Here is a 26,209-nt window from a genome sequence, read left to right as displayed (position 1 = left end):
CACATTGAGGCTTGCGGCGGCGCCAACCCGCCGTCGCGAAGATCAAACAACTCATCACCCCGTCATTATTGGCCGTCTGGCCCAGCGCTTGTGTAGCCGCTCAACAAACCGCGATATGTGAGTCCGCCCTTGGCTCAGTGCCCCCGCACAACACGCCGGTGGCCGGGTCACGCAGGATGATCTGCCCACGCCCGTAGTCGGTCAGGTCGCTGTCGGTCTGCACCTTGTGCCCGCGCCGCGCCAGCGCATTGATCAGGTCGCGCGAAGCTCCATGTTCGATGCCGACCTTCATGTCGCCCAGCCATTGCCAGCGTGGCGCGTCCAATGCCGCCTGGGGGTTGAGGCCGAAGTCCACCAGGTTCATCACCATCTGCACATGGCCCTGGGGCTGCATGTAGCCGCCCATCACGCCGAATGGGCCAAGGGCCTGGCCGTCCTTGCTGAGAAACCCCGGGATGATGGTGTGGAAGGTTTTTTTGCCCGGTGCCAGGCAATTGGCATGGGACTCATCGAGGCTGAATTCCTGCCCGCGGTTCTGCAAGGCGATGCCGCTGTCGGGCAGCACCACGCCGGAGCCGAAGCCGTGGTAGTTGCTCTGGATGAACGAAACCATATTGCCTTCGGCGTCGGCGGTCGCCAGGTACACCGTGCCGCTGGCATGGGGGGTGCCGGGTTTGGGCGGCTGCGCCTGCTCGCCGATCTCGCCACGGCGACGGGTGCTGTAGTCGTCACTCAGCAAGTCGGCCACCGCCACGCGCATGTGCGCTGGGTCGGTGATGTAATGCAGGCCGTCGCTGTAGGCCAGCTTCATGGCTTCCAGCTGGCGATGCCAGGTTTGCTGGCTGTCGCGGTGATCGAAGTTGAAGCCTTCGAGGATCTTCAGCGCCATCAGTGCAACCAGGCCCTGGCCGCTCGGCGGGATTTCCCAAACATCCACGCCCCGGTAATTGATCTGGATCGGCTCCACCCACTGCGCGCGGTAATCCTTGAGGTCGCTGGCGCGCAGGTAACCACCGCTGGCGCGCGAATGCGCATCCAGGCGCTCGGCCAGCGCGCCGCGATACAGGCTTTCGCAGCCGGTGGCGGCGAGTTCTTCCAGGGTACGGGCCTGGGCCGGGTTGCGGAAAATTTCGCCTGCCCGGGGCGCGCGACCGTCGATGAGGAAGGTGTCGAACCAGGCTTGCAGCACGTCATCGCGGTGCGGGCTGAATTCGTTCAAGGATATCTGCCATTGATGGGCGACCACCGGCGACAACGGGAAACCGTCGCGCGCCAGGCTGATGGCTGGCTGCAGCAAATCGGCAAACGGCAATTTACCGAAGCGTTTGGACAACTCGGCCCACGCCGACGGGCAACCGGGCACCGTCACCGAGGTCCAGCCGTACAGCGGCATCTGTTGATGCCCCGCCGCCTTGACCGCCTCGATACTCAAGGCGGCCGGCGCATGGCCGTTGCCGTTCAGGCCATGCAACTGGCCCTTGCACCACACCAGCGCAAAGGCATCGCCACCCAGGCCACAACCGGTAGGTTCTACAACGGTCAGCGCAGCGGCGGTGGCGATGGCGGCATCAATGGCATTGCCGCCCTTTTGCATGATTTCGATGCCGGCCTGGGCCGCCAGCGGCTGGGACGCCGCGACCATGCCGCGACGGGCAAATACGCTCTGGCGTTGCGACGGGTAGGGGTATTCGTGAGCGGAGAATTTCAACATGGCAAAGGCTCTTCAAAAAAAGGTCATAACACGCGGCTGAGAAACGCCCGGGTACGCGGATGGCTGGGACGGCTGAAAATCTGCTCCGGCGGCCCTTGTTCGATCAGCTCGCCCTGGTCGAGCACCACCACGCGGTCGGCCACTTCACGGGCAAAGCCCATTTCGTGGGTGACCACCACCATGGTCATGCCCTCCTCGGCCAGTTCCTTCATCACCTGCAGCACTTCGCCGACGGTTTCCGGGTCGAGGGCGCTGGTGGGTTCGTCGAACAGCATCGCCTGGGGTTTCATCGCCAGCGCACGGGCAATCGCCACCCGTTGCTGCTGGCCACCGGAGAGCATCGACGGATAGTGGCTGGCCTTGTCCGCCAGGCCGACCCGCGCCAGCAAGCCCCGAGCCTGTTCCAGCGCCTGGGCACGCGGCACGCCGAGCACCTGGATCGGCGCTTCGATAATGTTTTCCAATGCGGTCATGTGCGGGAACAGGTTGAAGCGCTGGAACACCATGCCGATGTCGCGGCGCTGACGGGCGATGTTGCGCTCCGAATCACGCACCAGGCTGCCATCGGCGCGTTCGCGATAGCCCATGGCGCGGCCGTTGACGCGAATGCGCCCGCCCTGGATGTCTTCCAGCAGGTTGATGCAGCGGATAAAGGTGGTCTTGCCGGAGCCGGAGGCGCCGATCAGCACCACTACTTCGCCGCGCCGCACCTGCAGGGAGATGCCCTTGAGGATCTGCAACTCGCCGAACGACTTCTGGATATCCTGTGCGTCAATGATCAGCTCTTCACTTTGGTGCGCCATGGTTAACGTCCCCTCAGCAGTTTCAGGGTGCTGCGACCGAACATGCGGCTGGCGGCCGGAGGTGGCGCCGAAGGTCGATCGGACTGGCCGAAACGGTGTTCAAGCCAGCGTTGGAAAAAGCCCCACAGCGTGGTCAAGGTCAGGAAGTAAATCGCGACGACCAGGTACAACTCGAATACGCGAAACGTCGCCGAGGTCACCATCTGCGTGCTGAGCAACAATTCCTGCACGCCGATCACACTGACCAGGGTGGTGTTTTTGAGCATCACATTGAACTCATTGCCCAGCGGCGGCACGATCACCCGAAACGCCTGGGGCAGCACGATGCGCCGCATCAGCTTGCCGAACCCCATGCCCAGGGAACGCCCGGCTTCGTACTGGCCCTTGTCCACCGCGCCGATGCCGGCGCGGATGATTTCGGCCATGTACGCGCCTTCATTCAGGCCCAGGGCGATGATCGCCGCCTGGATATTGCCGGGGATGATCAGCCCGAACAGCTCGATGTCCTCGAAGCGGAAGATCCCGCCCGCTGCCAGTGCGGTGTACAAAAACACGATCTGCACCAGCAGCGGCGTGCCGCGCATCAGCCACACATAAAGGCGTACCGGCAGGTGCAAAAGCGGGTTCTTCGACAGGCGCAACAGCGCCGCCGCCAGACCCAGCGCACAGCCGAGCAGCATCGCCAGCACGCTGATCAGGCAAGTCAGCCACAGCCCGGTGAGGTAGACCCCACTGGGTTGCAACAGGTATTGCCAGAACACATCCCAATTGAAATTCATCGTGGTAGAACCTCAGTCGAGTGTGTCGCTGCTGACATGCCATTTGTTGAGCAATTGCACATAGCTGCCGTCGCTGCGCATGTCGCTGATGATCTGCTGCACGGCGGCGGTCAGTTGCGGGTCGTCCTTGCGCATGCCCAGGCCGGTGAGGATGCGGCTGAACGCAGGCACCCCTTCCTGAAACAGCTCCGGGGCCATCGCCGCGTAGTAACCGGCGGTTTCCACGGTGGTGCCATAGGCGTCAACCTGGCTGATGCGCAGCGCCTGGAACGCATCGGTGTCAGTGTTGTAGACCACCAGTTTCATCGGTGGCTTGCCGGCCTTGGCGAGGCTCTCGTTCTGGGTGTCGAGCAGGGTCTTGATGGTAGAGCCGTTGAGCACCGCCACCTTGCGCGTCGACAGGTCATCCAGGGTCTTGATGCCTTTGGGGTTGCCCTTGGGCACCACCACCGACTGGCTGGAGTACATGTAGTTGACGATGTCGATCACCTGGCGCCGCTCGGGTTTGTCGAACAGTTGGTCGAAGATCATGTCGCACTGCTGGGCAAGCAGCGCCGGCACCAGGCCGGAAAACGGAATGACCCGCCATTGCACGGTTTTATTGCCCAGGCGCTTGGCGATTTCCAGGCCCAGGTCGACGGTGAGCCCACGCGGTTTCTGGGATTCGTCGAAGGACACCAGGGGCGGTGAATCCATCCCCGAGCAATAGGTGAGTTTGTCGAGGCTCTTCAGGCGTTCAGGCACCTGGACTGCGGCGCAGGCCCATTGTGTACAGAGACCCAGGGTGACAGCCACCAGCAAGGCGCGGTGTTGTTTATGCATGACCAGACACTCCACTTCGTTAAATAACGGGGCAGGAATCAACGTCTAAACATGGGCGGGTTGGGGCCCGCCTCTTTTATTTTTCCAATTGCAGAAATTGAATCAGCAGCGGCACGGTGCTTTCGATGTGTTCGCGTACCACAGCTTCGGCACCGGCGGCGTCACCGGCGCGAATCGCGTCGAGGATTACGGCGTGTTCCTGGCGCGCACCGAGGGGTTTTTCGCTGTGCTGCAGCCACAAGCGCATGGGCGCTTCCACCAGCGAATACAACGCCGAAATCTGCTTGAGCAAGCGTGGCCGGCCGCTGAGCCCGCACAGGTATTCGTGAAAGGCACGGTGGCAACGGACCCACGCGGCGCTCTCGTCGCGGTAGTCATCCATCTCGTCCAGCAGCCGCTCCAGAGCCGCCAACTGGCGCTCACCGATGCGGCTGACCGCGACGCGCACCGCCAGGCCTTCCAGTGCGCTGCGCATCTCGAACACTTCGTACAGCTCAGCGATATCCAGGCCGCTGACGATGGCACCGCGATTGGGCCGCAGCGTCACCAGGCCCTGGGCATCCAGGCGGCGGAAGGCCTCACGCACCGGCATGCGGCTCATGCCGATCTCGCCGGCGATATCCTCGGCGATCAGGCGATCGCCCTTGCGGAAACGACCGCCGCAGATGGCGTCGAGCAGGAAGTTGTAGGCCTCCTCCTCGGCAGTGAGGGGCTGGCGGTCAACGTGAGCGGGAGCAAATTGCATTGGCGGCCTCTTTGTATTTTTGTATCCAATTATCCACGAATACAAAAAAGCATAACGCGTGCCAACACCTGCCGCAGAACATTAGTCATTGATTTAAATGAAGTCTTCCGTTCGGGTGGGGGAAATTGCGCAAAGCGGGTAAAGCGATTTGCTACCAAATGACGCAGCAACTTCCCATTTCTGCGCAAAAAAGTAGCGGATGTCCGGTGAAGGGCTTGGCTACGCCCGATGATCTAGACAGGGTATTTTTTGGCAGGCCTTTCTTTGCCATCAGCGCACCAAACGTCGCCCACTCAATGGATCCAGTAAAAACCCATTGATCGATAATCGCCCATAATAACCCCAAAATAACTGCCATATATATTGACTCATAGCAGCTCTGGAAATTTAATGGATCCATTAAACAAAAATAATTAACCAGCCAGAGAGTTGCCATGTACCCCAAAAACACTTGGTACGTCGCCTGCACACCCGATGAAATCGCCCAAAAACCCCTGGGTCGGCAGATCTGCGGTGAAAAAATGGTGTTTTATCGTGGCTCGCAAGGCAGCGTCGTAGCCGTCGAAGACTTCTGCCCCCATCGCGGCGCACCGCTTTCACTGGGTTATGTCGAAAATGGCAACCTGGTGTGCGGCTATCACGGCCTGGTCATGGGGGCCGACGGTAAGACCGTCGAAATGCCCGGGCAGCGGGTGCGTGGTTTTCCGTGCAACAGGACCTTTGCCGCGGTTGAACGCTATGGTTTTATCTGGGTATGGCCCGGCGATCAGACCCTTGCCGACCCGGCGCTGATTCATCACCTGGAGTGGGCAGTGAGTGACCAGTGGGCGTACGGCGGCGGGCTGTTTGACATCCAGTGCGATTACCGCCTGATGATCGACAACCTGATGGACCTGACCCACGAAACCTACGTCCACGCTTCCAGCATCGGCCAAAAGGAAATCGATGAAGCGCCTCCCGTCACCACGGTTGAAGGCGACGAAGTCGTCACCGCCCGGCACATGGAAAACATCATGGCTCCGCCGTTCTGGCGCATGGCCCTGCGCGGCAACAACCTCGCCGACGATGTGCCGGTGGACCGCTGGCAGATCTGTCGCTTCACCCCGCCCAGCCATGTGCTGATCGAAGTCGGCGTGGCCCACGCCGGCAAGGGCGGCTACCACGCAGCGCCCGAACACAAGGCGGCAAGCATCGTGGTCGACTTCATCACCCCGCAAACCGAGACGTCGATCTGGTATTTCTGGGGCATGGCGCGCAACTTCAACCCTCACGATGAGGCGCTGACCGCCAGCATTCGCGAAGGCCAAGGGAAGATTTTCAGCGAAGACCTGGAGATGCTCGAACGTCAGCAGCAGAACCTGCTGGCCCACCCGCAACGCAACCTGCTCAAGTTGAATATCGATGCCGGCGGCGTGCAGTCGCGCAAAATCCTGGAGCGACTAATCGCCAAGGAACGCACCCTCGAACCACAACTGATCACGACCACCACCGCCTGAACGGCGCGACAACACTGCGAGGAGCGAACATGATCGATGTGGTGGTGGTATCCCGTATTAACGAAGCCCAGGACATTTGCAGCTATGAACTGGCCAGGGTCGATGGCCAGCCGCTGCCCGCCTTCAGTGCCGGCGCGCACATTGACGTGCATCTGCCGGACGGGCTGGTGCGCCAGTATTCGCTGTGCAATCACCCCGAGGAGCGTCATCGCTATCTGATCGGCGTACTCAACGACCCGGCTTCTCGCGGCGGCTCGCGCAGCTTGCACGAGCAGGTACACGAGGGCGCCCACCTGACGATCAGCGAACCACGCAATCTATTCCCCCTGGCCCATGAAGCGCGACGCAGCCTGCTGTTCGCCGGCGGCATCGGCATCACCCCGATCCTGTGCATGGCCGAGCGCCTGGCCCATGCAGGTGCGGACTTCGACCTGCATTATTGTGCTCGCGCCAGTGAGCGTGCTGCGTTTGTACAGCGGCTCAAGGCGTCACCGTTTGCCGAGCGCGTGTTCCTGCATTTCGATGAGCAGCCCCACACGGCCCTCAAGACTGCCGAGGTGTTGGCTGCGCCCGCAGACGATGTGCACTTGTATGTCTGCGGCCCCGGCGGCTTCATGCAACACGTGCTCGACAGCGCACGGGCACAGGGCTGGCAGGAGGACTGCCTGCATCGCGAGTACTTCTCGGCGGCGCCAGTGGACAACAGCCTCGACGGGAGCTTTTCGGTGAAGCTCGGTAGCAGCGGCCAGGTCTTCACGATCCCCGCCGACAAAACCGTGGTCCAGGTCCTGGAAAGCCAAGGCATCGAGATTGCCGTGTCCTGCGAACAAGGGATCTGTGGCACCTGCCTGACCCGTGTGCTGGACGGCATCCCGGAGCACCGCGACCTGTTCCTCACCGAGCAGGAACAGGCGCTGAATGACCAGTTCACGCCCTGCTGCTCACGCTCGAAAACGCCACTGCTGGTGCTGGACATCTGAACCGTGTCACGACGCGGGCAAAATCACCTTCATGCGCGCGTCGGCGGTGGTTGAACTGAAGATCTCGGCATAACGCAATGTCGCATTGGCGTGTTCGCGCATGATGGCTTCGGCGCGCGCGCCCTGGCGATTGACCAGGGCATCGAACACCGAGTGATGCTGCATGTGGGCATAGTTGAAGCGTCGGTATTCACGAGCCATGTCCTCACGATCCACCGCCAGCGCGGTCACCGATGCGAAGGGCAGGTGATCATTGCGTGCCAGCGCATCCGTGATCGCGGGGTTGTGGCTGCCCTCCACAATGACCTGGTGAAAGCGCATGTTCAGGTCGTGGTAAACCTCGAGGTCATCTTCGGTCACGTAGCCTTTCTCGAACAGTTGGTCGCCTTCCACCAGGCAGCGCTCCAGCGCCGCACGCGCCGCGTCGGAAAGACCCTGCTCGGCGGCTTGCCGTGCAGCCAGGCCTTCCAGCACACCGCGCACTTCGACGGCGCCGGCAATGTCGCTGGCGCTGACCGACCGCACCTGATAGCCGCGCCCGCCAAACGGCACCAGCAGCCCTTCCTGCTCCAGGGTACGAAATGCCATGCGCACCGGCATGCGCGACACACCAAAGCGTTGCGCCGTAGGGGTTTCCATCAGGCGCTCCCCCGCCACCAACTCCCCGCTGGCAATCATCTTGCGCAGTGCAACCAGCACCAATTGACCGGGCTTACTCATCCAGGCAACTTCCAGAAAACGTGGCCTGCCATAGTACCGCAAGCATCCGATCCCGTCAGACGAACGCCAGCGCGGCGCGCGCCCCCTCTATGGCACCCAGGTGTTGCGCCAGCCGCGACGGCAGGTAATCGAAAAAGAACCCGGCGCTTTGCAGCTTGGCGGCACGCAATGGATCGTCTTCGGGCAATGCCCTGGAGACCCGCGCAGCCCGCGCCCAGGCAAAGGCCAGCAACGCCACGCCACAGAGCTGGAGGAAATCCGGCGCGGCCCGATAGGGGTATTCACTGTCTTCCTGCGCGCGTTCATGCATGGCGCTCACCACACTGGCCAGCGCGTCGCACAGGCTGCCTAATGCGCGGGAGAACCCTGCGCACTCGACATATTGCACGCCCTGCCCGGCCTCGGCACGCAACTCGGCCAGCAGCAGGCCAAAGGCTCGACCTTCATCCCCCAGCACTTTGCGCAGCAACAGGTCATTGGCCTGGATCTCGTTACTGCCCTCGTAGATCATCGCGATGCGGCTGTCCCGCAGGGTTTGCTCGATGGCGAACTCGGTGACATAGCCGTAACCGCCGAATACCTGCAGCGCATTGCTCGCCTGACGAAAGCCCTGCTCGGTGAAAAACGCCTTGATGATGGGCGTCAGCAAAGGCGCCAACCGGGCGGCCGACGAATCCTGGCCATGCTCGGCTTGATCCAGCAGGTGCGCCGCCCAATAGCCGATGGCGCGCATGCCCTCGCTGGTGGTGCGCAGCTCCAGCAACACGCGGCGCATGGCCGGGTGATAACGGATCGGGTCAGCGGCCTGGGCCGCCACGTCTTCGGGCCTTGACGGTGCACGCATCTGCACACGCTCGGCAGCGTACTGCCGGGCATTTTGCCAAGCCGCCTCGACATGCCCCAGACCTTGCAGGCCGACATGCAGGCGCGCCGAATTCATCATCACGAACATCGCCGCCAGGCCCTGATTGGCATCACCGATCAGCCAGCCTTGGGCGGCGTTGAATACCAGGGAGCAGGTGGCGCTGCCCCTGATGCCCATCTTGTGTTCGATACCGTCGCAATGCACACCATTGGCCCGGCCATCGTCCAGCTGCTTGGGTACCAGGAACAGTGAAATGCCGCGACTGCCCGGCGGCGCATCGGGCAGGCGCGCCAGCACCAGGTGCAGAATATTGGCCGTGAGGTCATGCTCACCGCCGGAGATAAACAGCTTGCTGCCGCTCAAGCGATAGCTGCCATCCGCCTGGGGTTCAGCGCGACAGCGCAGCAAACCGACATCGCTGCCAGCCTGGGACTCAGTCAGGCACATGGTGGGCAACGCCTGGCCACTGACAATCTCCGGCAAGTAGCGTGCCTGCAGCCAAGGGGCGGCGTGAGTCTTGAGGCACAGGTAGGCGCCGTGGGCGATCCCGGTGTACATGGCCCAGGCATGGTTACTGGCGTAGAGCATTTCTTGCAGCGCCGCATCAAGCAGTTGCGGCAGGCCCTGCCCGCCCAGCTCTTCGGCGCACGCCAGCGCCGGCCAACCACCCTCGACGTAAGCACGATAGGCCTCGACGAAGCCGTCCGGGGTGCTGACCTGGCCCGCCTGCCAGCGGCAGCCCTGGCGATCACCGCGGCTGTTCAACGGCGCCAGCACGCCCTGGCTGAAGCGTGCCGCCTCCTCCAATACTTGAAATGCCAGCGGCAGGTCGAGGGCCTCGAACGCCGGGTTGCGTCGCCAGCTGTCGGGCGCCTGCAACCAGTGTTCGAGGACAAACTGCATATCGCGCAGGGGCGCCTCATAGCTCCACATCGGGACACCTCATCAACTAAAAAGAATCACGTACTCAAGCGCGAAAAGCAGGGTTCTCGATCAGCAGCGCCATGCCCTGCCCGCCGCCCACACACGCCGCGGCAATCCCGTAGCGCAGGTTGTGCTGACGCAGTTGTCGGGCCAGGGACATGACCAGGCGCAGGCCAGTGGCAGCCAGTGGATGCCCCAGTGCCAGCGAACCGCCCTGGACGTTGAGGCGGGCGCTGTCCAGCTCAAGTTCATGGGCCACCGCCAGCACTTGGGCGGCCTGGGCTTCGTTGATCTCGAAGCGGCCGATGTCATCCAGATTCAACCCGCTGCGTTGCAGCAGCAGACGAATCGCCGGTGCCGGGCCGATGCCCATGAACTCGGGGGCCACGCCGACCACCGCGCTGGCCAGCAACCGCGCCAGGGCCGGCCGCATGCAGGCCGAGGCGCGGCCCACCAACGCCGCCGCCGCGCCATCCACCACGGCACAACTGTTGCCGGCGGTTTGCACGCCGCCGGGATGCACGGCGCGCAAGCGTTTCAAGCTCGCAAGGTCGGTGGGCCGAGGGTGGCTGTCCTCGCTGACGGCAGCGGTCCGACGCGCCAGGCTGATGCCTCTGGGCTGGTATCCCTCAAGCTCGAATAGCTGGTTATCGACCGCCACCACCTCGTCAACCCAAGCGCCGTCACGCTGCGCCTGCAACGCTCGCTGGTGGCTGGCGCAGGCGTAGCGGTCCACCGCCTCGCGGCCCAGACCATAACGGCGCGCCAGGTTGTCGGCCGTGGCGATCATGTCCAGGCCCGGGGCCGGGTCGTACAAGGCCTCCCACAGAAAATCCTTGAACTGGACCTCGCCGCCAAGACGAAACCCGCCCCTGTGGGTGTAAGCCGCGATGGGGTTGCGCGACATGGATTCACTGGCCACACACAAGGCCAGTTGCACGCCGTCCCGCAGTTGCCCGGCAGCCTGGCGCAACAGTTCGAAACCGGTGGCGCAGATGCGCTGCACCCCCAGTGCCGGGACCGCTTGCGCCACCCCGCTGTACAAGCCGATATGCCGTGGCAGCAAGTAGGCATCGAAACTGGCCTGGGCCATGGAGCCGGCCAGAACGCTGTCCACTGCCTGCGGTTCAATACCCGCCCGGGCCAGTACCTCACGGCCTACCTTGATCCCCAGGTCGATGGGTGAGACCTGAGACAGTGCTCCACCCAGGTCAATCCAGGGGGTGCGCACGGCCTCGAGAATTGCCACATCGGCAAATGCCGAATACTGCCCGCTCAAGGTTTCGGCTCGGCGCGCAGGATCGTGGCCTCTTCGCCGCGATACAACGCCTCGACCTTGGCCGCGCGCCATTGCAGCACGGCGCGCTGGTTGATCGAACCTTTGTCGGTGATTTCCCCACGGTCAATGGACGCCGGCTCGTCGAGCAAGGCAATCCATTCCAGGCGACTGGCATTGCCAGTGGCCTCGCGATTGAGGCGCTGCAACCAGTCGCCGAACCACTGGCGCACCGGCGCGCTGGCCAGCACGTCGGCGTCGCTGGCGGCGGCGTCCAGGCCCGCCAACCGACGGCATTCGTAGAGCCTGGGGAACACCAGTGCTCCGAGGCACTCGCGATCGGGCGCGGCAATCACCAGGTCCTGCACATAGGGCGAGCCGTCGAGCACCGCGCGATTGCGCAACGGACCCACGCTGACAAACACCCCGGAAGAGAGCTTGAAATCCTCGGCAATTCGCCCATCGAACATCAGGCCCAGTTGCGGCTGCCGAGGGTCGGCGAGCTTGATCGCGTCTCCTGAACAGTAGAACCCCTGCTCATCGAACACCTCGGCGGTTTGCTGGGGCGCTCGCCAGTAACCCGGCATGATATGCGGCCCGCGAAAGCGCCCTTCGAACTTGCCGTCCACCGGCACCAGGCGCACCTCGCAGCCCGGCGCGGGCAAACCGATATAGCCGGCCATGGACAACGGCCCGGTAGTGAAGGTGCAGGACGGCGCGGCTTCGGTCATGCCCAGCCCGGCCATCATGCGGATGCGCTCACCGCAGTGCTGTTCGGCTACGCGGTCGAGGCGATCCCAGATACTTTGGGACAGGCCGGCGGCGGCGAAGAAGAACAGTTTCATCCGCGCAAAAAAACGCTCGCGCAACTCGGCGTCCTGTTCCAGGGCGTTGACCAGCTCTTCCCAGCCCTTGGGGACCGTCAGGTAAGCCGTGGGCGAAATTTCCTTGAGGTTGCGCAAGGTCTGGGCAAAACCCTGGACCGTGGGCTTGCCGTCGTCCAGATAAAAGGTGCCACCGTTGTAGAGCACAATGCCGACGTTGTGGCTGCCGCCAAAGGTGTGATTCCACGGCAGCCAGTCCACCAGCACCGGAGGTTCCTCACCGAACACCGGAAACGTCTGCAGCAGCATCTGCTGGTTGGCGCAGAGCATGCGCTGGGTGGTGATCACGGCCTTGGGCAATTTGGTCGAGCCCGAGGTGAAGAGAAACTTGGCAATGCTGTCGGGACCGGTGGCATTGAAGGCCTGCTCGGCCTCAGCGCCCCCCGGCGTGTGCAACAGGCTGGCGAAGCTTATCTGGCTGCGCCCGGGCACTTGGCCGCGCACGCAGATCAACGGGGTTTCGGCCGGCAATACGGCCTCGATCGCACGCTGGTAGGCCGCCGCATCGCTGACGAACACCAGCCCGGGTTGCAGCAGGTCACAGACATGCCGTAGCTTGGCGAAATCCTGGGACAACAACGCGTACGCCGGCGAGACCGGGCAGTACGGAATACCGGCGTACATGGCGCCGAGGGCGACCTGCAAATGCTCAATGTCGTTGCCGGACAGCAAGGCCAGCGGCTTGTGCGCCGACAGCCCGTAGCTGAGCAGGCCCTGGGCAATTGCGCGCACGCTGTCGAGCATTTCGCGGTAGCTGACACGGCGCCAATCCCCACCGGCCTGGCGTGCCGCGATAAACGTCTGCTCGGGCCGTACCCGAGCCCAATGCACCAGGCGATCGAGCAGGCGCGCCGGCAACTCGGCCAGGGGTTCCAGGGAGCGCATGTGCAACACGCCGTGTTCTTCAGTGACCGCCACCGGTGCGTGGCCGATGGAGACCTCGCGGTATCGCGGTGCGGGCTGGGGTTGCGGTCGGAATTCGGAACTCACAAGGATGTCCTCCAGCAAGGCGGATCACAGCCGCCTTGTTATTGTTATGTCGCAGCAACTGCTCAGATCGGGTAATGCCGTGGCCCGTTCTGCAAGGTCACCCAGCGCAATTGCGTGAAGTGCTCAATGGACGCCTTGCCACCAAAGCTGCCGTACCCACTGGACTTGACTCCACCAAACGGCATCTGCGCTTCGTCATGCACGGTCGGGCCGTTGATATGGCAAATACCCGACTCGACCCGCTGCGCCAGTGCCAGCGCGCGCCCGGTGTCGCGACTGAAGATCGCCGCCGACAGGCCGAACTCGGAATCGTTGGCCAGGCGCAACAAGGCTTCATCACCGTCTCCGCGCAGCAGGACGGCCACCGGGCCAAAGGACTCTTCGCGGTACAAGCGCATGTGTTCGGTGACGCCATCGATCAGGGTCGGCTGCAGGATGCTGCCCTCGAGCTGGCCGCCTATCACCAGTCGCGCGCCCTTGGCCAGGGCATCGTCGATCAGGGCCTTGATGCGTGTGCCGGCGCTGGCGTCCACCAGGGAACCGAGTACCGAATCCGCCGCAGCAGGGTCACCCGCACGCAGGGTCGCGACCTTGGCCGCCAGCTTGGCGGTGAACGCATCGGCGACCCTGGCATCGACAATCAGGCGTTCGGTGGACATGCAAATCTGGCCCTGGTTGAAATAGGCGCCAAAGGCCGCCGCCGCCACAGCCGCGTCAAGATCGGCATCGTCGAGCACCAGCAACGGCGCCTTGCCACCCAACTCCAGCAACGCCGGCTTGAGGTGACGCGCCGAGAGCTCGCCGACAATCCGCCCGACATGGGTCGAGCCGGTGAAGTTGACCCGCCGCACGGCCGGGTTGGCGATCAACCGCTCGACAATCGCGGCGGCATCCGCCGGGGCATTGCTGATGACGTTGACCACGCCATCGCCCAGGCCGGCGTCCTGCAATACCTGGCCGATCAGGCGGTGCACTGCCGGGCTCAGCTCCGAGGCCTTGAGCACCACGGTGTTTCCGCAGGCAAGCGGCATGGCGATGGCGCGCGTGGCGAGGATCACCGGAGCGTTCCACGGCGCGATGCCCAGCACCACACCGCACGGTTGACGCAAGGCCATGGCGAAACTGCCGGGAACATCGGAGGGGATCACTTCCCCCGTAATCTGGGTGGTCATCGACGCCGCTTCGCGCAGCATATTGGCCGCCAGACGCACGTTGAAGCCATACCAGTTCGCCATGGCGCCGGTCTCGCCGGCGGCGGCGATGAATTCGCTGCTGCGCGCCTGCAATTGCTCGGCAGCGTTGAGCAAGCGGGTGCGGCGTTCGTTGGGCGCCAGCGCCGCCCACGCGGGGAACGCGGCGTGGGCGGCGGCGACCGCGGCGTCGGCATCTTCCAGGGTCGCCGCAGCCACCCGCGAGACCACTTCACCGGTCACTGGGTTGCGACGTTCGAAGGTTCGACCGTCACGGGCGGGGCACGACTGGCCGCCGATCAACAGGGGCACGTCCAGCATGGTGATTCCTCTTTATTGTCTTTATCGGGAATACGTTCAAGCAGGGTACAACGGCGCGGCCAGGCGGCCGCGCCCTTCAGCGTTTATAGGCCTGCAAGCCAGGCTTGATGCTCTTGTCGTCGAGGAACTGTTTCATGCCCTGCTCGCGACCGCCTTCGGTGTCGAGCAGGCGCGACTGATCGAGCTTGGCGTAGAGGTAATCCTCGTTCTGCTCCCAGGTCAGTTCACGGCAGCGCTTGAAGCCATGCTTGGCGGCACGCAGCACCACCGGGTTTTTCTCCAGCAGGTTGCGCGCCAGTTCGATGGTCACTTCGCGCAGTTGAGCCAGGGGCACGCTTTCGTTGACCAGGCCCATTTGCGCGGCTTTCTGCCCGCCAAAGGTCTTGCCGGTCATGATGTAGTACAGCGATTGACGATGGCCCACGGTGTCGGCCATGGCCTTGCTCACCAGGTTGCCCGGCGGGATGCCCCAGTTGATTTCCGAGAGGCCGAAGGTCGCTTCGTCGGCGCAGATCGCCAGGTCGCACGCCACCAGCGGGCTGAAGCCACCGCCGAAGCACCAGCCATTGACCATGGCGATGGTCGGTTTGGCGTACATGCGCAGCAGTTTCCATTGCCATTGCGAGGCTTCGCGGCGGATTTTTTCCTGGAGGATTTCCGGGCCGGCATCCACTTCGCGGAAGTATTCCTTGAGGTCCATGCCCGCCGTCCAGGCTTCGCCCGCACCGGTGAGGACCAGCACGCCGGCGGCAGGATCCTGCTCGAGGGTTTCCAGGACGTCGATCATTTCCCGGTTCAGGGTCGGACTCATGGCGTTGCGTTTTTCCGGACGATTGAGAATGACCCAGGCGATGCCTTCTTCGATCTCAACCTTGACTGTGGTCCAACGGCCTTCGTAATTGCTCATGGCGGTACGCTCTTGTTCTGGGTGTGAAGATGATTCGAAATTAAACCGCAAATATAGTTATGTCAATTAACTATTAATCTGAATAACCAATATTTTTCCTGCTTAAAACCCGCGCGGTGCAGGCGCTTTCAAAACCCGGCATAGCCATAGCGCGCCAACACCGGCAAACTAGATACTCTTATTAACCTGCACCTTCTGAGGATTGCACTGCCAATGGCCAAGCCTTCCACCATCGCCACCGCCAGCCAGGCCCTGCCCGACAACGACGAGGTACGGCCGCCGCTGGATTCAGCCCTGGACGATCTGATCGGTTACGCCATGCGCCGCGCCCAGCTCAAGCTGTTCCAGAACCTGATCGGCCGGTTATCGGACCACGACCTGCGCCCGGCGCAGTTCTCGGCCCTGGCGATCATCGAGCAGCACCCCGGGCTGATGCAGGCCGACCTGGCTCGCGCCCTGGCCATCGAGCCGCCCCAGGTGGTGCCATTGCTGAACAAGCTGGAAAGCCGCGCTCTGGCCGTGCGGGTACGCTGCAAACCGGACAAGCGCTCCTACGGGATCTTCCTCAGCAAGAGCGGCGAAACCCTGCTCAAGGAACTCAAGGCGATCGCCGCCCAGAGTGACCTCGACGCCACGGCCGCCCTCGACGGCCAGGAACGTGAAGAGCTGCTGCGCTTGCTGAAGAAGGTCTACCAGGACTGATCGGCCTACCAGAGCGCCACGGTGTAGAGCACCAGGAAACGGGTCTGGTTTTCATCGCGAAAGGCCGCGCCGCTCGGGAAGTCATTGCGGTAGATCGACTTGCGCGCCATGAACCCGACGTTCTTCAGCGGGCCGCTCTGAATCACATACCCCAGTTCCATCTGGAACTCGCGCTCCTTGCGATCCTCGGCGTTCAAAGCGGCCAGTTCGATGTGGTCGCCACGCACATAGCGCAGCCGAGTCTTGAGCCCCGGCACACCCGATGCCGCGAAGTCATAGTCGTAGATGGCTTGCCAGGTGCGCTCCTTGGCGTTGAGAAAGTCCGAGCTCATGGTCAGTTCGCTCATGCCCATCAACTCCGTTCCCGAGATATAGGGCGTGGCCGTCTCCCCGCTTGAGTGCATGTAGCCAAGGCTGACGCGATGGCCGCCCAGGCGGTAGCCAAACAACGCCGAGAGGTTGCGGTTATCCACCTTGCCCGCCTTGGCACTGCCATCCTCACGGCTGAAAAAACTGCGCAGGTCGCTGGTGAGCACGCCATCACCCACCGGCAGGTTGTGCAGCAGCGCCAGAGTGTCCTGCTGATAGAGGTCCGCGATCTGCGAGTGATAGACCCGCAGGCTGAGGTCTTTGTTGACCTGGTAATCACCGCCCACATAAGCCAGGTGCGAGGTGGTGGCGGTGGCGTTGAAGCGCCGGTTGGGTGAGGCGATGGTCATGGCCTGGTAGTCGGTGGAGTCGCGCTTGTTGATGCGGTCGATATAGCCCGTGTTGAGGGTCAGGCCATCGATGTCCTTGGAGCTCAACGTGGTGCCGCGAAACGTTTGCGGCAGCAGCCGCGACGGACTGGCAAAGGCAAACGGCAGGAAGATCGACACATCGCCGGCCTTGACCGTGGTTTGGGCGAACCGCAGTTTGGCGGTTGGGGCCAGGCGCGAGTAGTCGTCGGCGGCGCGCTTGTCGCTGGCCGACACCGGCAACAACTCGGTACCGCTGCGGTCCGGCGAAGAGTCGAGCTTGACCCCCATCAACCCGCGTACATCCAGGCCAAAGCCGACCGGGCCAGGGGTGTAACCCGATTCCAGGTTGAGGATGAACGCCTGTGCCCATTCCCGTGCGGCGGTCTTCGCACCGTCATCCTTGTAGTCGCGGTCCAGGTAGTAATTGCGCAAGGTCAGGGTGCCGTGGCTGTCGTCGATAAAGCCTGCAGCCCACAGCGAACCGGGCAGCACGCTCAAGGCCAACAATGCCATCAGCCGGCGTGGAGTGTTGTTCGACACACAGGAGACGGACGCCGCTGCAACGGCGTCCTCCATAGGGAGTTCTGGCATGTTCGATGTCCATTTTTGTTGTTGTTATTGGGTTGGCGCACGCGCGGCCCTGTGAGCCTCGCAAACCAAGAATGGAAACAGCCGACGGTACTCGTCAACCGTAACTGACCGATAATCGAACATTAATAAAGCTATCTATTTTTTATCCATGAACAAACAAATATCTCAATCAATTGAATTTAATGACTTTATTCTGTTTTTTTACTGATTTTATTCCACGATTCATTTTTTAGTTATATTTGTTATCTTAATCCTTAGCAGCCACTCAAGCTCGCCACCACAACAAAAACAACAATGAGGTTTGCCATGGACAGTCCATCGCGTCGTTCGACGCTGACTATTGCGTTGTGCTTTATCGTTGCGCTGATCGAAGGGTTCGATCTGCAAGCCGCCGGCACCGCCGCCGCTGGGTTACGTCAAACCTTCGCCCTGGATCCGAAGATGCTCGGCTGGGTGTTCAGCGTCGGCATCATCGGCCTGCTGCCGGGGGCGTTCTTCGGGGGCTGGGTTGCCGACCGGATCGGGCGCAAGAAAATCCTGGTCAGCGCCGTGCTGCTGTTCGGGTTGTTTTCACTGAGCACCGCATTTGTCGAGAGCTACTCAAGCTTGTTGCTGGTGCGCTTTCTCACCGGCCTGGGGCTGGGCGCCGCGTTGCCCAACCTGATCGCGCTGTGCGCCGAAGCGGTGAGCGAACGCAACCGTGGCACGGCCATCAGCGTGATGTACTGCGGGGTGCCGCTGGGGGGAGCATTGGCCGCGGTGGTGGCGATGTTTTCCAGTGAGCACTGGCAGACCACGTTTATTATCGGCGGCCTGGCGCCCTTGCTGGCCGTGCCGCTGATGATCCTGCTGCTGCCTGAATCCAGCGCCTTTCGCCAACAGTTCGACAACACGCACGGCGCCCGCCCCTCCACCGGCCAGGCGCTGTTCGGCGACGGTCGCGCGCGCACCACGCTGGCCTTGTGGCTCAGCTACTTCTTCACCCTGACCGTGATGTACATGCTGCTTAACTGGCTGCCGTCGCTGTTGCTGGAACAGGGTTTCAGCAAACCCCAGGCGGGCATGGTGCAGATGCTCTTCAATATCGGCGGCGCCCTGGGGTCGCTGCTCGGCGGCGTGCTGCTGGACCGCTGTAATGCCCTCAAAGTGGTGCTGTCTGTGTACGCCGGGCTGCTGGCGGCCCTGGCCGGGGTCGGGCTGTCAGTGGGCATCGTGCCCATGGCCATTGCCGGCTTTGCCGCCGGTTTGTTCGTGATGGCTGCGCAGTTGGTGCTGTACGCCTCGGCACCGCCCTCGTATCCCACCTCGGTGCGTGCCACCGGCGTCGGGGCCGCCGTGGCAGTGGGCCGCCTGGGTTCGGTGGCCGGGCCGCTGGCGGCCGGGCAACTCCTCGCTGCCGGCGCCGGCACCGCGGGGGTACTGCTGGCGACGTCCCCCGGGGTGGTGATTGCCGCACTGACCATCATCAGCGTGATGGTGCGTACCGCGCCTACTAGAACTTATGCAGCCAGTTGAGCACCAGTTTGTTGCCCTCGGTGCGGTTCTGCGCCTGCTGTTCAAAGTAGGCGTTTACCGATAGCACCTCCTCCTTGCTGAACGCATAGACCAGGCCTGGGCCAATGGCCCAGACCTTTTCCCGGCGCCCGCTCACGGCGTGCCCATCGACCTGGGTGTCGGTGATCTGCTTCAACCAATAGCCGTTCACCCCCACGCTCAGTTGCTGGCTCAAGGCATATTGCAGCGTCAGGTTGGCATGCAATGCCTGGCCGGCCTGGGTATCGGAAACATCCCCGAAGCCAGCCTGCGGATCATCATTCTTGCCATTCCACAGGTACATGAAACGCCCGCTCGCCGACCATGTCGGGCTGAACCAGTACGTCGCCGCGTAATACGGATTGAATGACCAGAAGTTGCTGCCGGGGTTGATCGAGCGATGGCGGTCATAGGCCCCCACCGGGATCGAAACATCAGCCTCGACACGCTGGGTCAACAGCGGGCTGCCATCGGCGCGATTCAGAGTTGGCAGTTGCAGGAAGGCACCGACAGTCAGGTCACCGAAGCCAGCACGGGAACTCAGCGCCACATTGTTCAACCCATCGTCGACATTCACCCGGGCCAGGGAAGTGTTGATCAGGGTGAAGCCGGGCATCGCGCCATTGGCCAGGGGTTGGCCGACGTAGATGATCTGCGTGGTGGGCGCCACCACTTCCAGGTCCTGCCTGGGCAGCGCCAGCTTGTTGCCGTTGGCATCATTGAAACGGCTGGCCCGCGAGTAGGTCAGGTACTCCTCCAGGTACCAACCGGGGCCGGCCGGCGCTGGCGAGCCGTCGTAGAAACTGGTGGTGCCGAGGTTGAGTCCGGGCAGGTCGTAAGCATGTGCAGTCGATGTCAGTGCGACAAATGTCGTGGCCGCAACCGTCCGCAAGATAGGCTTGAGCATCTTGTATGTCCTGTATTTTTGTTGTTGTTCAAGACTCCCGGCACGAGGGGCCGCACCGGGATTTATTGCTGTGGCAGGGCCTACACGTAGGTGGCGGCCAAACCGCCATCCACCGGTAGATTGACCCCGTTGACCCAGCGCGCAGCATCCGAGCAGAGGAAGGCAATCACCGCCGCCACCTCATCGGCCAGGGCTGGACGGGTCATGCGCTGGCTGTCCTCGGCCACCCGCTGCGGCCCGAGCATGCTGACGAAATCGCCGAGAATCGGGGTAAACACCGGCCCCGGCGCCACGCAGTTGATACGCACCGAGTGATCGCGAAACCAGCCCTGGGATTGTTGGAAGCTCCACACGATCAGCGCCTCCTTGAAGTATTGATAACAGCTGCCCTGCTCCACCGGATTGGCCGCCAGCCACTGCTGCCCGGCCTCGAAGCTGGGTATCGCGGCCAGCGCCTTGTGCAGCTCCAGCCGTTGCGGCCATTGCGCGCCAAGCACCGAGGCGACATTGACGATGCTGCCGCCCGCCGGCATGCGTGGCAGCAGCGATTGAGCCAGGTGCCGCAGCCCCAGGTAATTGACCGTGGCCACCGCGTGCACGGGCGCCGTACCGGGCACACCAGCGATGTTGCACAGCCCGTGGACCCGCGCGGGCAGGCGCGCCACCAGCGCATCAATGCTGACAGGGTCACCCAGGTCAGCCTGGAAGAAACCATCCAGGGTCAGTTGCGGTTCATGGCGATCCACGCCGATCACCGTGGCCCCCTGGAAACGCGCGAGCCGCGCCAGTTCGGCGCCAATGCCTGAAGCGACGCCGGTGACAATCAGGGTTTTGTTGTACAGGTTCATGTTCAAGCCCTCTTATTTTTGTATAGGCACGGGGGTAACAAAGCGATGAGCCAGCGCCCAGAACGGCTATGGCTCAGAATGGATAGACAGGCGGCGTATTTTTCAGCGTGACCCACTGCCACTGGCTGTACTCGTCCCAGTCGGCCGGCCCGCCGACGCTGCCGCCGTTGCCGGAAGCACCGCGCCCGCCGAACGGGTTGATGCATTCGTCGGCCACGGTCTGGTCGTTGATGTGCAGCAGGCCGCAGTCCAGCCGCTCACCGATGGCCATGGCGCGCCCAACCGACGGCGAGATGATGGCGGCCGAGAGGCCGTACTCCGTGCGGTTGGCCAGTTCGATCGCTTCCTCGTCGGTGGTAAAGCTGACCACCGTGGCCACCGGGCCGAACAGCTCTTCCTCAAAGGCGCGCATGCCCGGACGTACGCCACTGAGTACGGTGGGCTGGTAGAACAACCGGTCATAGTCGCCGCCCGCCTCGAGCCGTGCGCCGGCCTGCAGGCTGTCACTGACGATCTCGTGCACGCGCAGCAATTGCCGTTGGTTGATCAACGGGCCGAGCGCCGCTTCACCCCGGGCGGCATTGCCCACCGTGAGTGTCCGGGCCTTGTCCACCAGCTTGCGGGTGAGGCTTTCAGCGATGGATTGATGCACGAGAATCAGCCCGGTCGCCATGCAGATTTGCCCCTGATGCAGCCAGGCGCCCCAGGCTGCATTGCTCGCGGCCAGGTCGAGGTCGGCGTCTTCAAGAATGATCAGCGGGTTTTTCCCGCCCAGCTCCAGCGCAACCTTTTTCAGGTGTCGCCCGGCCACTTCAGCGACTTTGCGCCCCGCCGCCGTCGACCCGGTGAACGCAATCATCCGCACATTCGGATCGCGGCACAGCGCTTCCCCCGCCGGCGCCGCGCCGGGCATCACCTGCAGCAGGCCCTTGGGCAAGCCCGCCTCTTCAAACAGCCGGGCAATGAGAAAACCCCCACTGACCGGGGTCTGCGGGTCAGGCTTGAGCACCACTGCATTGCCTGCCGCCAGCGCCGGGGCCACTGAGCGCAGTGACAGCACCAGCGGAAAGTTGAACGGTGAAATCACCCCGACCACGCCGTGGGGCTGGCGCCGTGCATAGGACAGTCGGCCGGCTGCACTGGGCAGCACCACCCCGTGAGGTTGGGACAACAGCCCCGCCGCCTGATGCAGCAGCACAATCGCTTCACGCACTTCGTGCTCGCCCTTGAACAACGCGCCCCCGGTTTCCCGGGCGACGTACAGCGCCAGCTCGGCGAAGGATCGCTGGGCCAGGTCCGCCGCCTTGTGAAACACCTCGGCGCGCTCCCGTGGGCCCAACGCAGCCCAGGCCGGCTGCGCCAGGGCCGCACTGCGGCAGGCGATGGCGATGTCGGCCGCGTTGGCCATGGCGCAGCGCATCAGGGGTTCGCCGGTGGCGGGTTCAATCACGTCAATCACAGATCCCGACACGGGAATCCAGTCGCCGTTGAACAGGCATTCGGACGCGATGGCCCGCTGTAGAAAGGGGGTGGTTTCAGACACTGGCATTGGCAACTCCGGTTCTTGTAATTGTCATCGTCTGCACAGGGTGCAAACGCCGCATCCAGTCTTGAGCAAAGGCTGTGCCGCTTGCACGCAACGGCGCGCACATAAACCGGCGAGGGCTCTGGGTCGAGGCCTGCCGCGCAACGCTCACACGCCTGGGGCGTTGACCCGCAAAAAACCCGGGCTCAGCCACTTGTTCAATTGATAAGGTTATGTTTTATAACTATCTGAGCAGTTGCTCATATCGATCACTCGCTTTGCAGGGGCATAACAATGACTAATCCCCACAGCGCGCTGCCCGACGACCGGGTGGCCAGCGCGCCCTACCCTCCGCGAGGCGACAGTCGCCAACTCAGTGACAGCAGCTCGCCCACCACTGCGGAACTGGCCGACTGCCTGTTCTTTTCCCCTGAAGACGGGCGCATCTGGCTCAACGATCAACGCATGTTGTTGCTGCACAGTTCGTCGTTCGGCGCCCTGCGCGCCGAGGTCATCGAGCGCCTGGGACTGGACCAGGCCCGGGGCCTGTTCACCCGCACCGGTTATGCCTCCGGCGCACGGGATGCGCGCTTGATCCGCGAGCGCTGGCCACAGGCCGATGCCGCCGCGGTGTTTCGCGCCGGGACACACCTGCACACCCTGGAAGGCATGACCAAGGTCGAACCGCTGCACTTCAAGTTCGATGCCGACTCGGGGTTCTATGAAGGGGAATTTCTCTGGCACCACTCGTGCGAAGCCGATGAACATGTGGGGGCCTACGGCATCGGCCAGGACCCGGTGTGCTGGACCGAAACCGGCTACGCCATCGGCTTCGTCAGTGGCCTCTTCGGGCAAATGGTGATTTTCCGCGAAGTGGAATGCCGTGGCATGGGCCATCGCCGTTGCCGCGTGATTGGCAAGACGGCCGAGCAATGGGGTGATGTCGAACAGGACCTGCGCTACCTGAATGTGTCCCAGGCCGTCACTGGCCCTGCCACCCCCACGCTCGCAGGCCCCGTGGGCAGCAGTGGCGGAACCCGCCAGCCGCAACCGTTGGTAGGCGCCAGTGCCGCGTTCAACGCGGCGATGCAAGCGCTGCAAAGGGTTGCACTGACGCCCGCGACGGTGCTGATCAGCGGTGAGTCCGGTGTGGGCAAAGAGATGTTTGCGCGCCAGCTGCACCAGCTCAGTCGTCGCCATGACAACCCGTTTGTGGCACTCAATTGCGCCGCCATCCCGGATAACCTGGTGGAGGCCGAACTCTTTGGTGTCGAACGCGGCGCCTATACCGGCGCTACGCACTCGCGCCCAGGGCGATTCGAACGGGCCCAGGGTGGCACCCTGTTCCTGGATGAAATCACCAGCCTCAGCCTGCCCGGGCAAAGCAAGTTGCTGCGAGCCTTGCAGGAACGGGAAATCGAACGGGTCGGCGGGGTGCGCGGGATCAAGGTGGATGTGCGCGTGGTGGCCGCCACCAATATCGACCTGCGTAAAGCGGTGGCAGACGGAAGCTTTCGCGAAGACCTGTTCTACCGGCTGAACGTTTACCCCATCGCCCTGCCCCCGCTGCGTGAACGCCGGGACGACATCCCGCTACTGATCAATGCGTTCCTGACGCGCTTCTGCCAGGACTACGCCCGGACCCCGGCAGGCCTGACCATGCGCGCCCTGAAGACGTTGCTGCGCTACGACTTCGCGGGCAATGTGCGCGAGCTGCAAAACCTCATCGAACGCGGCCTGATCGCCAGCGACGAAGGCCAGGCCATTGACCTGGTGCATCTGTTTCGCAACGAACCGATGCCCGCCGAGCCCTATGGCCTCGACGACCAAGGCAGCCTGTCAAATACCGCGCAGGCGCCTCGCTCGACGCTGCTGGATACCCTCGACCCGTTGGACCAGGGGGTTTCCATTGAAGGCCTTGAATCGCGCCTGATCACTGAAGCATTGCAACAAAGCGCCGGCAACCTGGCCGCGGCCGCCAGGCTCGTGGGGCTCAGCCGTGCTCAATTTGCTTACCGTATGAAGAAGCACCGGCGGCAAACTCCTTGAATGGCAATTAGTGCTTTAAAAGCTTTACCCAATTAAGTATTTTGCAGGGGTATGGGGCCGACACGCGCCCCTCTTTATTATTCGTGACAAGGATCTCCTGTGAGTGGACTGCGTGAACGTCAGAAAGCCGAGCGCCGGCAAGCTATCAGTGAAGCTGCGGTCGAACTGTTTGAGCGCCAGGGTTTCCAGAACACCACCATCGAACAGATCGCCAGCCAGGCCGGAGTGTCGCCGCCGACGGTGTTCAAGTACTTCGGCAACAAGCAGGAAATCATCCTGGAGATCCTGCACCACGCCGATCAACGCGCGATCAGCGACACCCGCAGCCTGATCCACCAAATAGACGACCCGGTCGAAGCGCTCTGCCACCTGGAACGCCTGCTCACGGGCTATGCCCTGGAGGTCATGCACCCCAGCCTGTGGCGTGAACTGCTGCCGCTGATCCTGTTCGGCGGCAGCAATGGACTGCCCGAAGGCTACCGGGCCATGAACGATGCGCTCAGGGCCGAAATCAGCGAACTGCTGCGGGAACTGCAACGGGCCGGCAAGCTGCGCGCGCAACTCGATGTGGAATTGGCCGCGTTCCTGTTGAACGACTATTCGCACCTGCAATTGTTCAGGCTGGTAAACCAGGAACACCCGGATATCGACGCGCACTCCCTGCAGGTCAGGCGTATCACCGAGCTGGTGTTTTACGGCATGCAGGCCTGATTGCCTCCTGAGTCGAGCCCGGCGCGCACGCACCGGGCCACACAGATCATCGGTTGCTCTTGATGGCGGTCCAGGCGCGGGTACGGATGCGCTCCACGGCGGCCGGAATCGGCTCCAGGGCAAACAGGGTCTTGCGCGCTTCGTCCGGCACATACATGTTGGGGTCGTTGCGGATGCTGGCGTCCACCAGCGCGGTAGCGTCCCTGTTCGGGTTGGGGTAGCCGATCTTGTTGCTGATACGGGCAATCACGTCCGGGCGCAGGATGTAATTGATGAACGCATGGGCCTCCGCCAGATCAGGGGCCTTGGCCGGGATCATCATCACGTCCGACCACATCGGCGCGCCTTCCTTGGGCAGTGCCATCTGGACCTTGACGCCCTTGCCGGCGGCATCTGCCAGACGCATGGCCAGTGCGACGCCGCCGGACCAGCCCACGCCCACACAGATATCACCGTTGGCCAGGTCCATGCCGTAGCGCGACGAGTTGAAGTAAGTCACGTAAGGGCGAATCTTCATCATCACCGCCTGGGCTTGCACATAGTCCTCACGCTTCTGGCTATTAGGGTCGAGGCCCTTGTAGTGCAAGGCAATCGGCAGGATCTCGTTGCCGGCGTCGAGGAAACCCACGCCACAACTGGCGAGCTTGGCGAGGTTTTCTTCCTTGAAGATGATGTCCCAGCTGTTCATTTGCACGTCGGGGCCGAGGGCTTTGCGCACCTTGTCGACGTTGTAGCCGATCAATGTGGTGCCCCACAGGTAAGGCGCGGCGTAGCGGTTGCCGGTGTCACCCACGGCTTCCAGGGACTGCATGAACTGCGGGTCCAGGTGCTGCCAGTTGGGCAACTGCTTGCGGTCCAGCGGTTGCACGGCACCGGCCGTGATCAAGTGCCCCAGGTTAGCGGTGCCGGGGAACACCACGTCGTACCCGGAGTTGCCCGTCAAGAGTTTGGACTCCATGGTTTCGGCACTGTCGAACACATCATAAATAGGCCGAATGCCGGTTTCTTCCTCGAAGCTCTTCAGCACTTCGGGTGGCAGGTATTCGATCCAGTTGTAGATCCGTACGGTGCGTTCTTCAGCCAGGCAAACACCACTGATGAGCAACGAGGCGACAGTGCCCAGCACGGTATTACGCAGAAATCTGTTCATGATCAAAACACTCCAGCGCGGCCGCGATGGCTCGCAGCAC

Annotated in this window: 22 protein-coding genes; 6 read left to right on the top strand and 16 right to left on the bottom strand. The window is 62.8% G+C overall.

Going from position 1 to position 26,209, the window contains the following annotated elements; genetic code table 11:
• Positions 1 to 100 precede the first annotated feature (100 nt).
• The 5 genes from GIW28_RS03810 to GIW28_RS03790 all read right to left on the bottom strand — a co-directional run bounded on the left by GIW28_RS03810 (position 101) and on the right by GIW28_RS03790 (position 4,860).
• The gene (locus tag GIW28_RS03810) at positions 101 to 1,711 is read right to left on the bottom strand and encodes a gamma-glutamyltransferase family protein (protein ID WP_236446532.1); all 1,611 of its coding nucleotides are present in this window, start codon (positions 1,709 to 1,711) and stop codon (positions 101 to 103) included.
• Between the two features lie 23 nt (positions 1,712 to 1,734).
• Positions 1,735 to 2,514: an amino acid ABC transporter ATP-binding protein gene (locus GIW28_RS03805; protein ID WP_065888097.1), complete on the bottom strand. Its 780-nt coding sequence runs from the start codon at positions 2,512 to 2,514 to the stop codon at positions 1,735 to 1,737.
• Positions 2,515 to 2,516: 2 nt separating this feature from the next.
• Positions 2,517 to 3,293: an amino acid ABC transporter permease gene (locus tag GIW28_RS03800; RefSeq protein WP_056857994.1), complete on the bottom strand. Its 777-nt coding sequence runs from the start codon at positions 3,291 to 3,293 to the stop codon at positions 2,517 to 2,519.
• 12 nt (positions 3,294 to 3,305) lie between these two features.
• Positions 3,306 to 4,115 carry an ABC transporter substrate-binding protein gene (locus GIW28_RS03795; protein WP_236459068.1) on the bottom strand — a complete coding sequence of 270 codons (810 nt, stop codon included), beginning with the start codon at positions 4,113 to 4,115 and terminating at the stop codon, positions 3,306 to 3,308.
• Between the two features lie 76 nt (positions 4,116 to 4,191).
• Positions 4,192 to 4,860, bottom strand: coding sequence for a GntR family transcriptional regulator (locus GIW28_RS03790; RefSeq protein ID WP_170038649.1), 669 nt, complete (start codon positions 4,858 to 4,860; stop codon positions 4,192 to 4,194).
• 434 nt (positions 4,861 to 5,294) lie between these two features.
• On the opposite strand from GIW28_RS03790, the gene GIW28_RS03785 reads away from it, so the two are divergent.
• Together GIW28_RS03785 and GIW28_RS03780 are read left to right on the top strand one after the other, a co-directional pair.
• The gene (locus tag GIW28_RS03785; RefSeq protein WP_236446994.1) at positions 5,295 to 6,356 is read left to right on the top strand and encodes an aromatic ring-hydroxylating oxygenase subunit alpha; all 1,062 of its coding nucleotides are present in this window, start codon (positions 5,295 to 5,297) and stop codon (positions 6,354 to 6,356) included.
• A 29-nt stretch (positions 6,357 to 6,385) separates the two neighbouring features.
• Positions 6,386 to 7,336 carry a PDR/VanB family oxidoreductase gene (locus GIW28_RS03780; RefSeq protein WP_170038653.1) on the top strand — a complete coding sequence of 317 codons (951 nt, stop codon included), beginning with the start codon at positions 6,386 to 6,388 and terminating at the stop codon, positions 7,334 to 7,336.
• 6 nt (positions 7,337 to 7,342) lie between these two features.
• Here the strand turns inward: GIW28_RS03780 and GIW28_RS03775 are convergent, their stop codons facing one another.
• The 6 genes from GIW28_RS03775 to GIW28_RS03750 form a co-directional block, all read right to left on the bottom strand.
• A complete protein-coding gene (locus tag GIW28_RS03775) occupies positions 7,343 to 8,056 on the bottom strand; it encodes a GntR family transcriptional regulator (RefSeq protein ID WP_177034113.1) in 714 nt (237 codons plus the stop codon).
• 55 nt (positions 8,057 to 8,111) lie between these two features.
• The gene (locus GIW28_RS03770) at positions 8,112 to 9,854 is read right to left on the bottom strand and encodes an acyl-CoA dehydrogenase (protein ID WP_236446995.1); all 1,743 of its coding nucleotides are present in this window, start codon (positions 9,852 to 9,854) and stop codon (positions 8,112 to 8,114) included.
• Between the two features lie 34 nt (positions 9,855 to 9,888).
• On the bottom strand, positions 9,889 to 11,124 hold the full coding sequence (locus GIW28_RS03765; protein ID WP_236446996.1) for a thiolase family protein: 1,236 nt from the start codon (positions 11,122 to 11,124) through the stop codon (positions 9,889 to 9,891).
• Positions 11,121 to 12,995, bottom strand: coding sequence for a feruloyl-CoA synthase (locus GIW28_RS03760; RefSeq protein ID WP_177034107.1), 1,875 nt, complete (start codon positions 12,993 to 12,995; stop codon positions 11,121 to 11,123). Before GIW28_RS03760 ends, GIW28_RS03765 begins: the two co-directional genes overlap by 4 nt.
• A gap of 62 nt (positions 12,996 to 13,057) precedes the next feature.
• Complete coding sequence (locus GIW28_RS03755; RefSeq protein WP_099547708.1) at positions 13,058 to 14,506, bottom strand: aldehyde dehydrogenase; 1,449 nt, start codon at positions 14,504 to 14,506, stop codon at positions 13,058 to 13,060.
• A gap of 76 nt (positions 14,507 to 14,582) precedes the next feature.
• On the bottom strand, positions 14,583 to 15,413 hold the full coding sequence (locus tag GIW28_RS03750; protein ID WP_017139056.1) for a p-hydroxycinnamoyl CoA hydratase/lyase: 831 nt from the start codon (positions 15,411 to 15,413) through the stop codon (positions 14,583 to 14,585).
• Between the two features lie 213 nt (positions 15,414 to 15,626).
• Between GIW28_RS03750 and GIW28_RS03745 the strand changes: the two genes are divergently transcribed.
• Complete coding sequence (locus tag GIW28_RS03745; protein WP_099547707.1) at positions 15,627 to 16,115, top strand: MarR family winged helix-turn-helix transcriptional regulator; 489 nt, start codon at positions 15,627 to 15,629, stop codon at positions 16,113 to 16,115.
• A gap of 5 nt (positions 16,116 to 16,120) precedes the next feature.
• Here GIW28_RS03745 and GIW28_RS03740 read toward each other — a convergent pair whose 3' ends face one another.
• Positions 16,121 to 17,446 (bottom strand): OprD family porin, encoded by a 1,326-nt coding sequence (locus tag GIW28_RS03740; protein ID WP_176991976.1) that lies wholly within the window; start codon positions 17,444 to 17,446, stop codon positions 16,121 to 16,123.
• Positions 17,447 to 17,752: 306 nt separating this feature from the next.
• Between GIW28_RS03740 and mhpT the strand changes: the two genes are divergently transcribed.
• Positions 17,753 to 18,961 carry a 3-(3-hydroxy-phenyl)propionate transporter MhpT gene (gene mhpT, locus GIW28_RS03735; protein ID WP_176991977.1) on the top strand — a complete coding sequence of 403 codons (1,209 nt, stop codon included), beginning with the start codon at positions 17,753 to 17,755 and terminating at the stop codon, positions 18,959 to 18,961.
• On the opposite strand, the gene GIW28_RS03730 is transcribed toward mhpT, so the two are convergent.
• The 3 genes from GIW28_RS03730 to GIW28_RS03720 all read right to left on the bottom strand — a co-directional run bounded on the left by GIW28_RS03730 (position 18,939) and on the right by GIW28_RS03720 (position 22,283).
• On the bottom strand, positions 18,939 to 19,886 hold the full coding sequence (locus tag GIW28_RS03730) for a SphA family protein (RefSeq protein WP_236446997.1): 948 nt from the start codon (positions 19,884 to 19,886) through the stop codon (positions 18,939 to 18,941). The two genes, mhpT and GIW28_RS03730, sit on opposite strands and share 23 nt — an antisense overlap.
• An 80-nt stretch (positions 19,887 to 19,966) precedes the next feature.
• The gene (locus GIW28_RS03725) at positions 19,967 to 20,734 is read right to left on the bottom strand and encodes a coniferyl-alcohol dehydrogenase (protein WP_017139051.1); all 768 of its coding nucleotides are present in this window, start codon (positions 20,732 to 20,734) and stop codon (positions 19,967 to 19,969) included.
• 73 nt (positions 20,735 to 20,807) lie between these two features.
• Entirely contained in the window at positions 20,808 to 22,283 is a 1,476-nt protein-coding gene (locus GIW28_RS03720) for a benzaldehyde dehydrogenase (RefSeq protein WP_236446998.1), read from the bottom strand.
• Between the two features lie 270 nt (positions 22,284 to 22,553).
• Between GIW28_RS03720 and GIW28_RS03715 the strand changes: the two genes are divergently transcribed.
• Positions 22,554 to 24,308 carry a sigma-54-dependent Fis family transcriptional regulator gene (locus tag GIW28_RS03715; RefSeq protein WP_236446999.1) on the top strand — a complete coding sequence of 585 codons (1,755 nt, stop codon included), beginning with the start codon at positions 22,554 to 22,556 and terminating at the stop codon, positions 24,306 to 24,308.
• 99 nt (positions 24,309 to 24,407) lie between these two features.
• On the top strand, positions 24,408 to 25,019 hold the full coding sequence (locus tag GIW28_RS03710) for a TetR/AcrR family transcriptional regulator (RefSeq protein WP_099547700.1): 612 nt from the start codon (positions 24,408 to 24,410) through the stop codon (positions 25,017 to 25,019).
• Between the two features lie 46 nt (positions 25,020 to 25,065).
• Here the strand turns inward: GIW28_RS03710 and GIW28_RS03705 are convergent, their stop codons facing one another.
• Positions 25,066 to 26,169: a polyamine ABC transporter substrate-binding protein gene (locus GIW28_RS03705; protein ID WP_169987124.1), complete on the bottom strand. Its 1,104-nt coding sequence runs from the start codon at positions 26,167 to 26,169 to the stop codon at positions 25,066 to 25,068.
• Between the last annotated feature and the right edge of the window lie 40 nt (positions 26,170 to 26,209).

The organism is Pseudomonas sp. PA-5-4B, from assembly GCF_021606215.1.
Lineage (GTDB): Bacteria > Pseudomonadota > Gammaproteobacteria > Pseudomonadales > Pseudomonadaceae > Aquipseudomonas > Aquipseudomonas edaphica.
This window is presented reverse-complemented; position numbering and strand designations above follow the sequence as displayed.

What these genes read in the sequence shown, in the direction of transcription:
- GIW28_RS03810 (WP_236446532.1), bottom strand. Translation starts at nt 1,711, where the DNA reads ATGTTGAAATTCTCCGCTCACGAATACCCCTACCCGTCGCAACGCCAG.
- GIW28_RS03805 (WP_065888097.1), bottom strand. Translation starts at nt 2,514, where the DNA reads ATGGCGCACCAAAGTGAAGAGCTGATCATTGACGCACAGGATATCCAG.
- GIW28_RS03800 (WP_056857994.1), bottom strand. Translation starts at nt 3,293, where the DNA reads ATGAATTTCAATTGGGATGTGTTCTGGCAATACCTGTTGCAACCCAGT.
- GIW28_RS03795 (WP_236459068.1), bottom strand. Translation starts at nt 4,115, where the DNA reads ATGCATAAACAACACCGCGCCTTGCTGGTGGCTGTCACCCTGGGTCTC.
- GIW28_RS03790 (WP_170038649.1), bottom strand. Translation starts at nt 4,860, where the DNA reads ATGCAATTTGCTCCCGCTCACGTTGACCGCCAGCCCCTCACTGCCGAG.
- GIW28_RS03785 (WP_236446994.1), top strand. Translation starts at nt 5,295, where the DNA reads ATGTACCCCAAAAACACTTGGTACGTCGCCTGCACACCCGATGAAATC.
- GIW28_RS03780 (WP_170038653.1), top strand. Translation starts at nt 6,386, where the DNA reads ATGATCGATGTGGTGGTGGTATCCCGTATTAACGAAGCCCAGGACATT.
- GIW28_RS03775 (WP_177034113.1), bottom strand. Translation starts at nt 8,056, where the DNA reads ATGAGTAAGCCCGGTCAATTGGTGCTGGTTGCACTGCGCAAGATGATT.
- GIW28_RS03770 (WP_236446995.1), bottom strand. Translation starts at nt 9,854, where the DNA reads ATGTGGAGCTATGAGGCGCCCCTGCGCGATATGCAGTTTGTCCTCGAA.
- GIW28_RS03755 (WP_099547708.1), bottom strand. Translation starts at nt 14,506, where the DNA reads ATGCTGGACGTGCCCCTGTTGATCGGCGGCCAGTCGTGCCCCGCCCGT.
- GIW28_RS03750 (WP_017139056.1), bottom strand. Translation starts at nt 15,413, where the DNA reads ATGAGCAATTACGAAGGCCGTTGGACCACAGTCAAGGTTGAGATCGAA.
- GIW28_RS03745 (WP_099547707.1), top strand. Translation starts at nt 15,627, where the DNA reads ATGGCCAAGCCTTCCACCATCGCCACCGCCAGCCAGGCCCTGCCCGAC.
- GIW28_RS03740 (WP_176991976.1), bottom strand. Translation starts at nt 17,446, where the DNA reads ATGCCAGAACTCCCTATGGAGGACGCCGTTGCAGCGGCGTCCGTCTCC.
- mhpT (WP_176991977.1), top strand. Translation starts at nt 17,753, where the DNA reads ATGGACAGTCCATCGCGTCGTTCGACGCTGACTATTGCGTTGTGCTTT.
- GIW28_RS03730 (WP_236446997.1), bottom strand. Translation starts at nt 19,886, where the DNA reads ATGCTCAAGCCTATCTTGCGGACGGTTGCGGCCACGACATTTGTCGCA.
- GIW28_RS03725 (WP_017139051.1), bottom strand. Translation starts at nt 20,734, where the DNA reads ATGAACCTGTACAACAAAACCCTGATTGTCACCGGCGTCGCTTCAGGC.
- GIW28_RS03720 (WP_236446998.1), bottom strand. Translation starts at nt 22,283, where the DNA reads ATGCCAGTGTCTGAAACCACCCCCTTTCTACAGCGGGCCATCGCGTCC.
- GIW28_RS03715 (WP_236446999.1), top strand. Translation starts at nt 22,554, where the DNA reads ATGACTAATCCCCACAGCGCGCTGCCCGACGACCGGGTGGCCAGCGCG.
- GIW28_RS03705 (WP_169987124.1), bottom strand. Translation starts at nt 26,169, where the DNA reads ATGAACAGATTTCTGCGTAATACCGTGCTGGGCACTGTCGCCTCGTTG.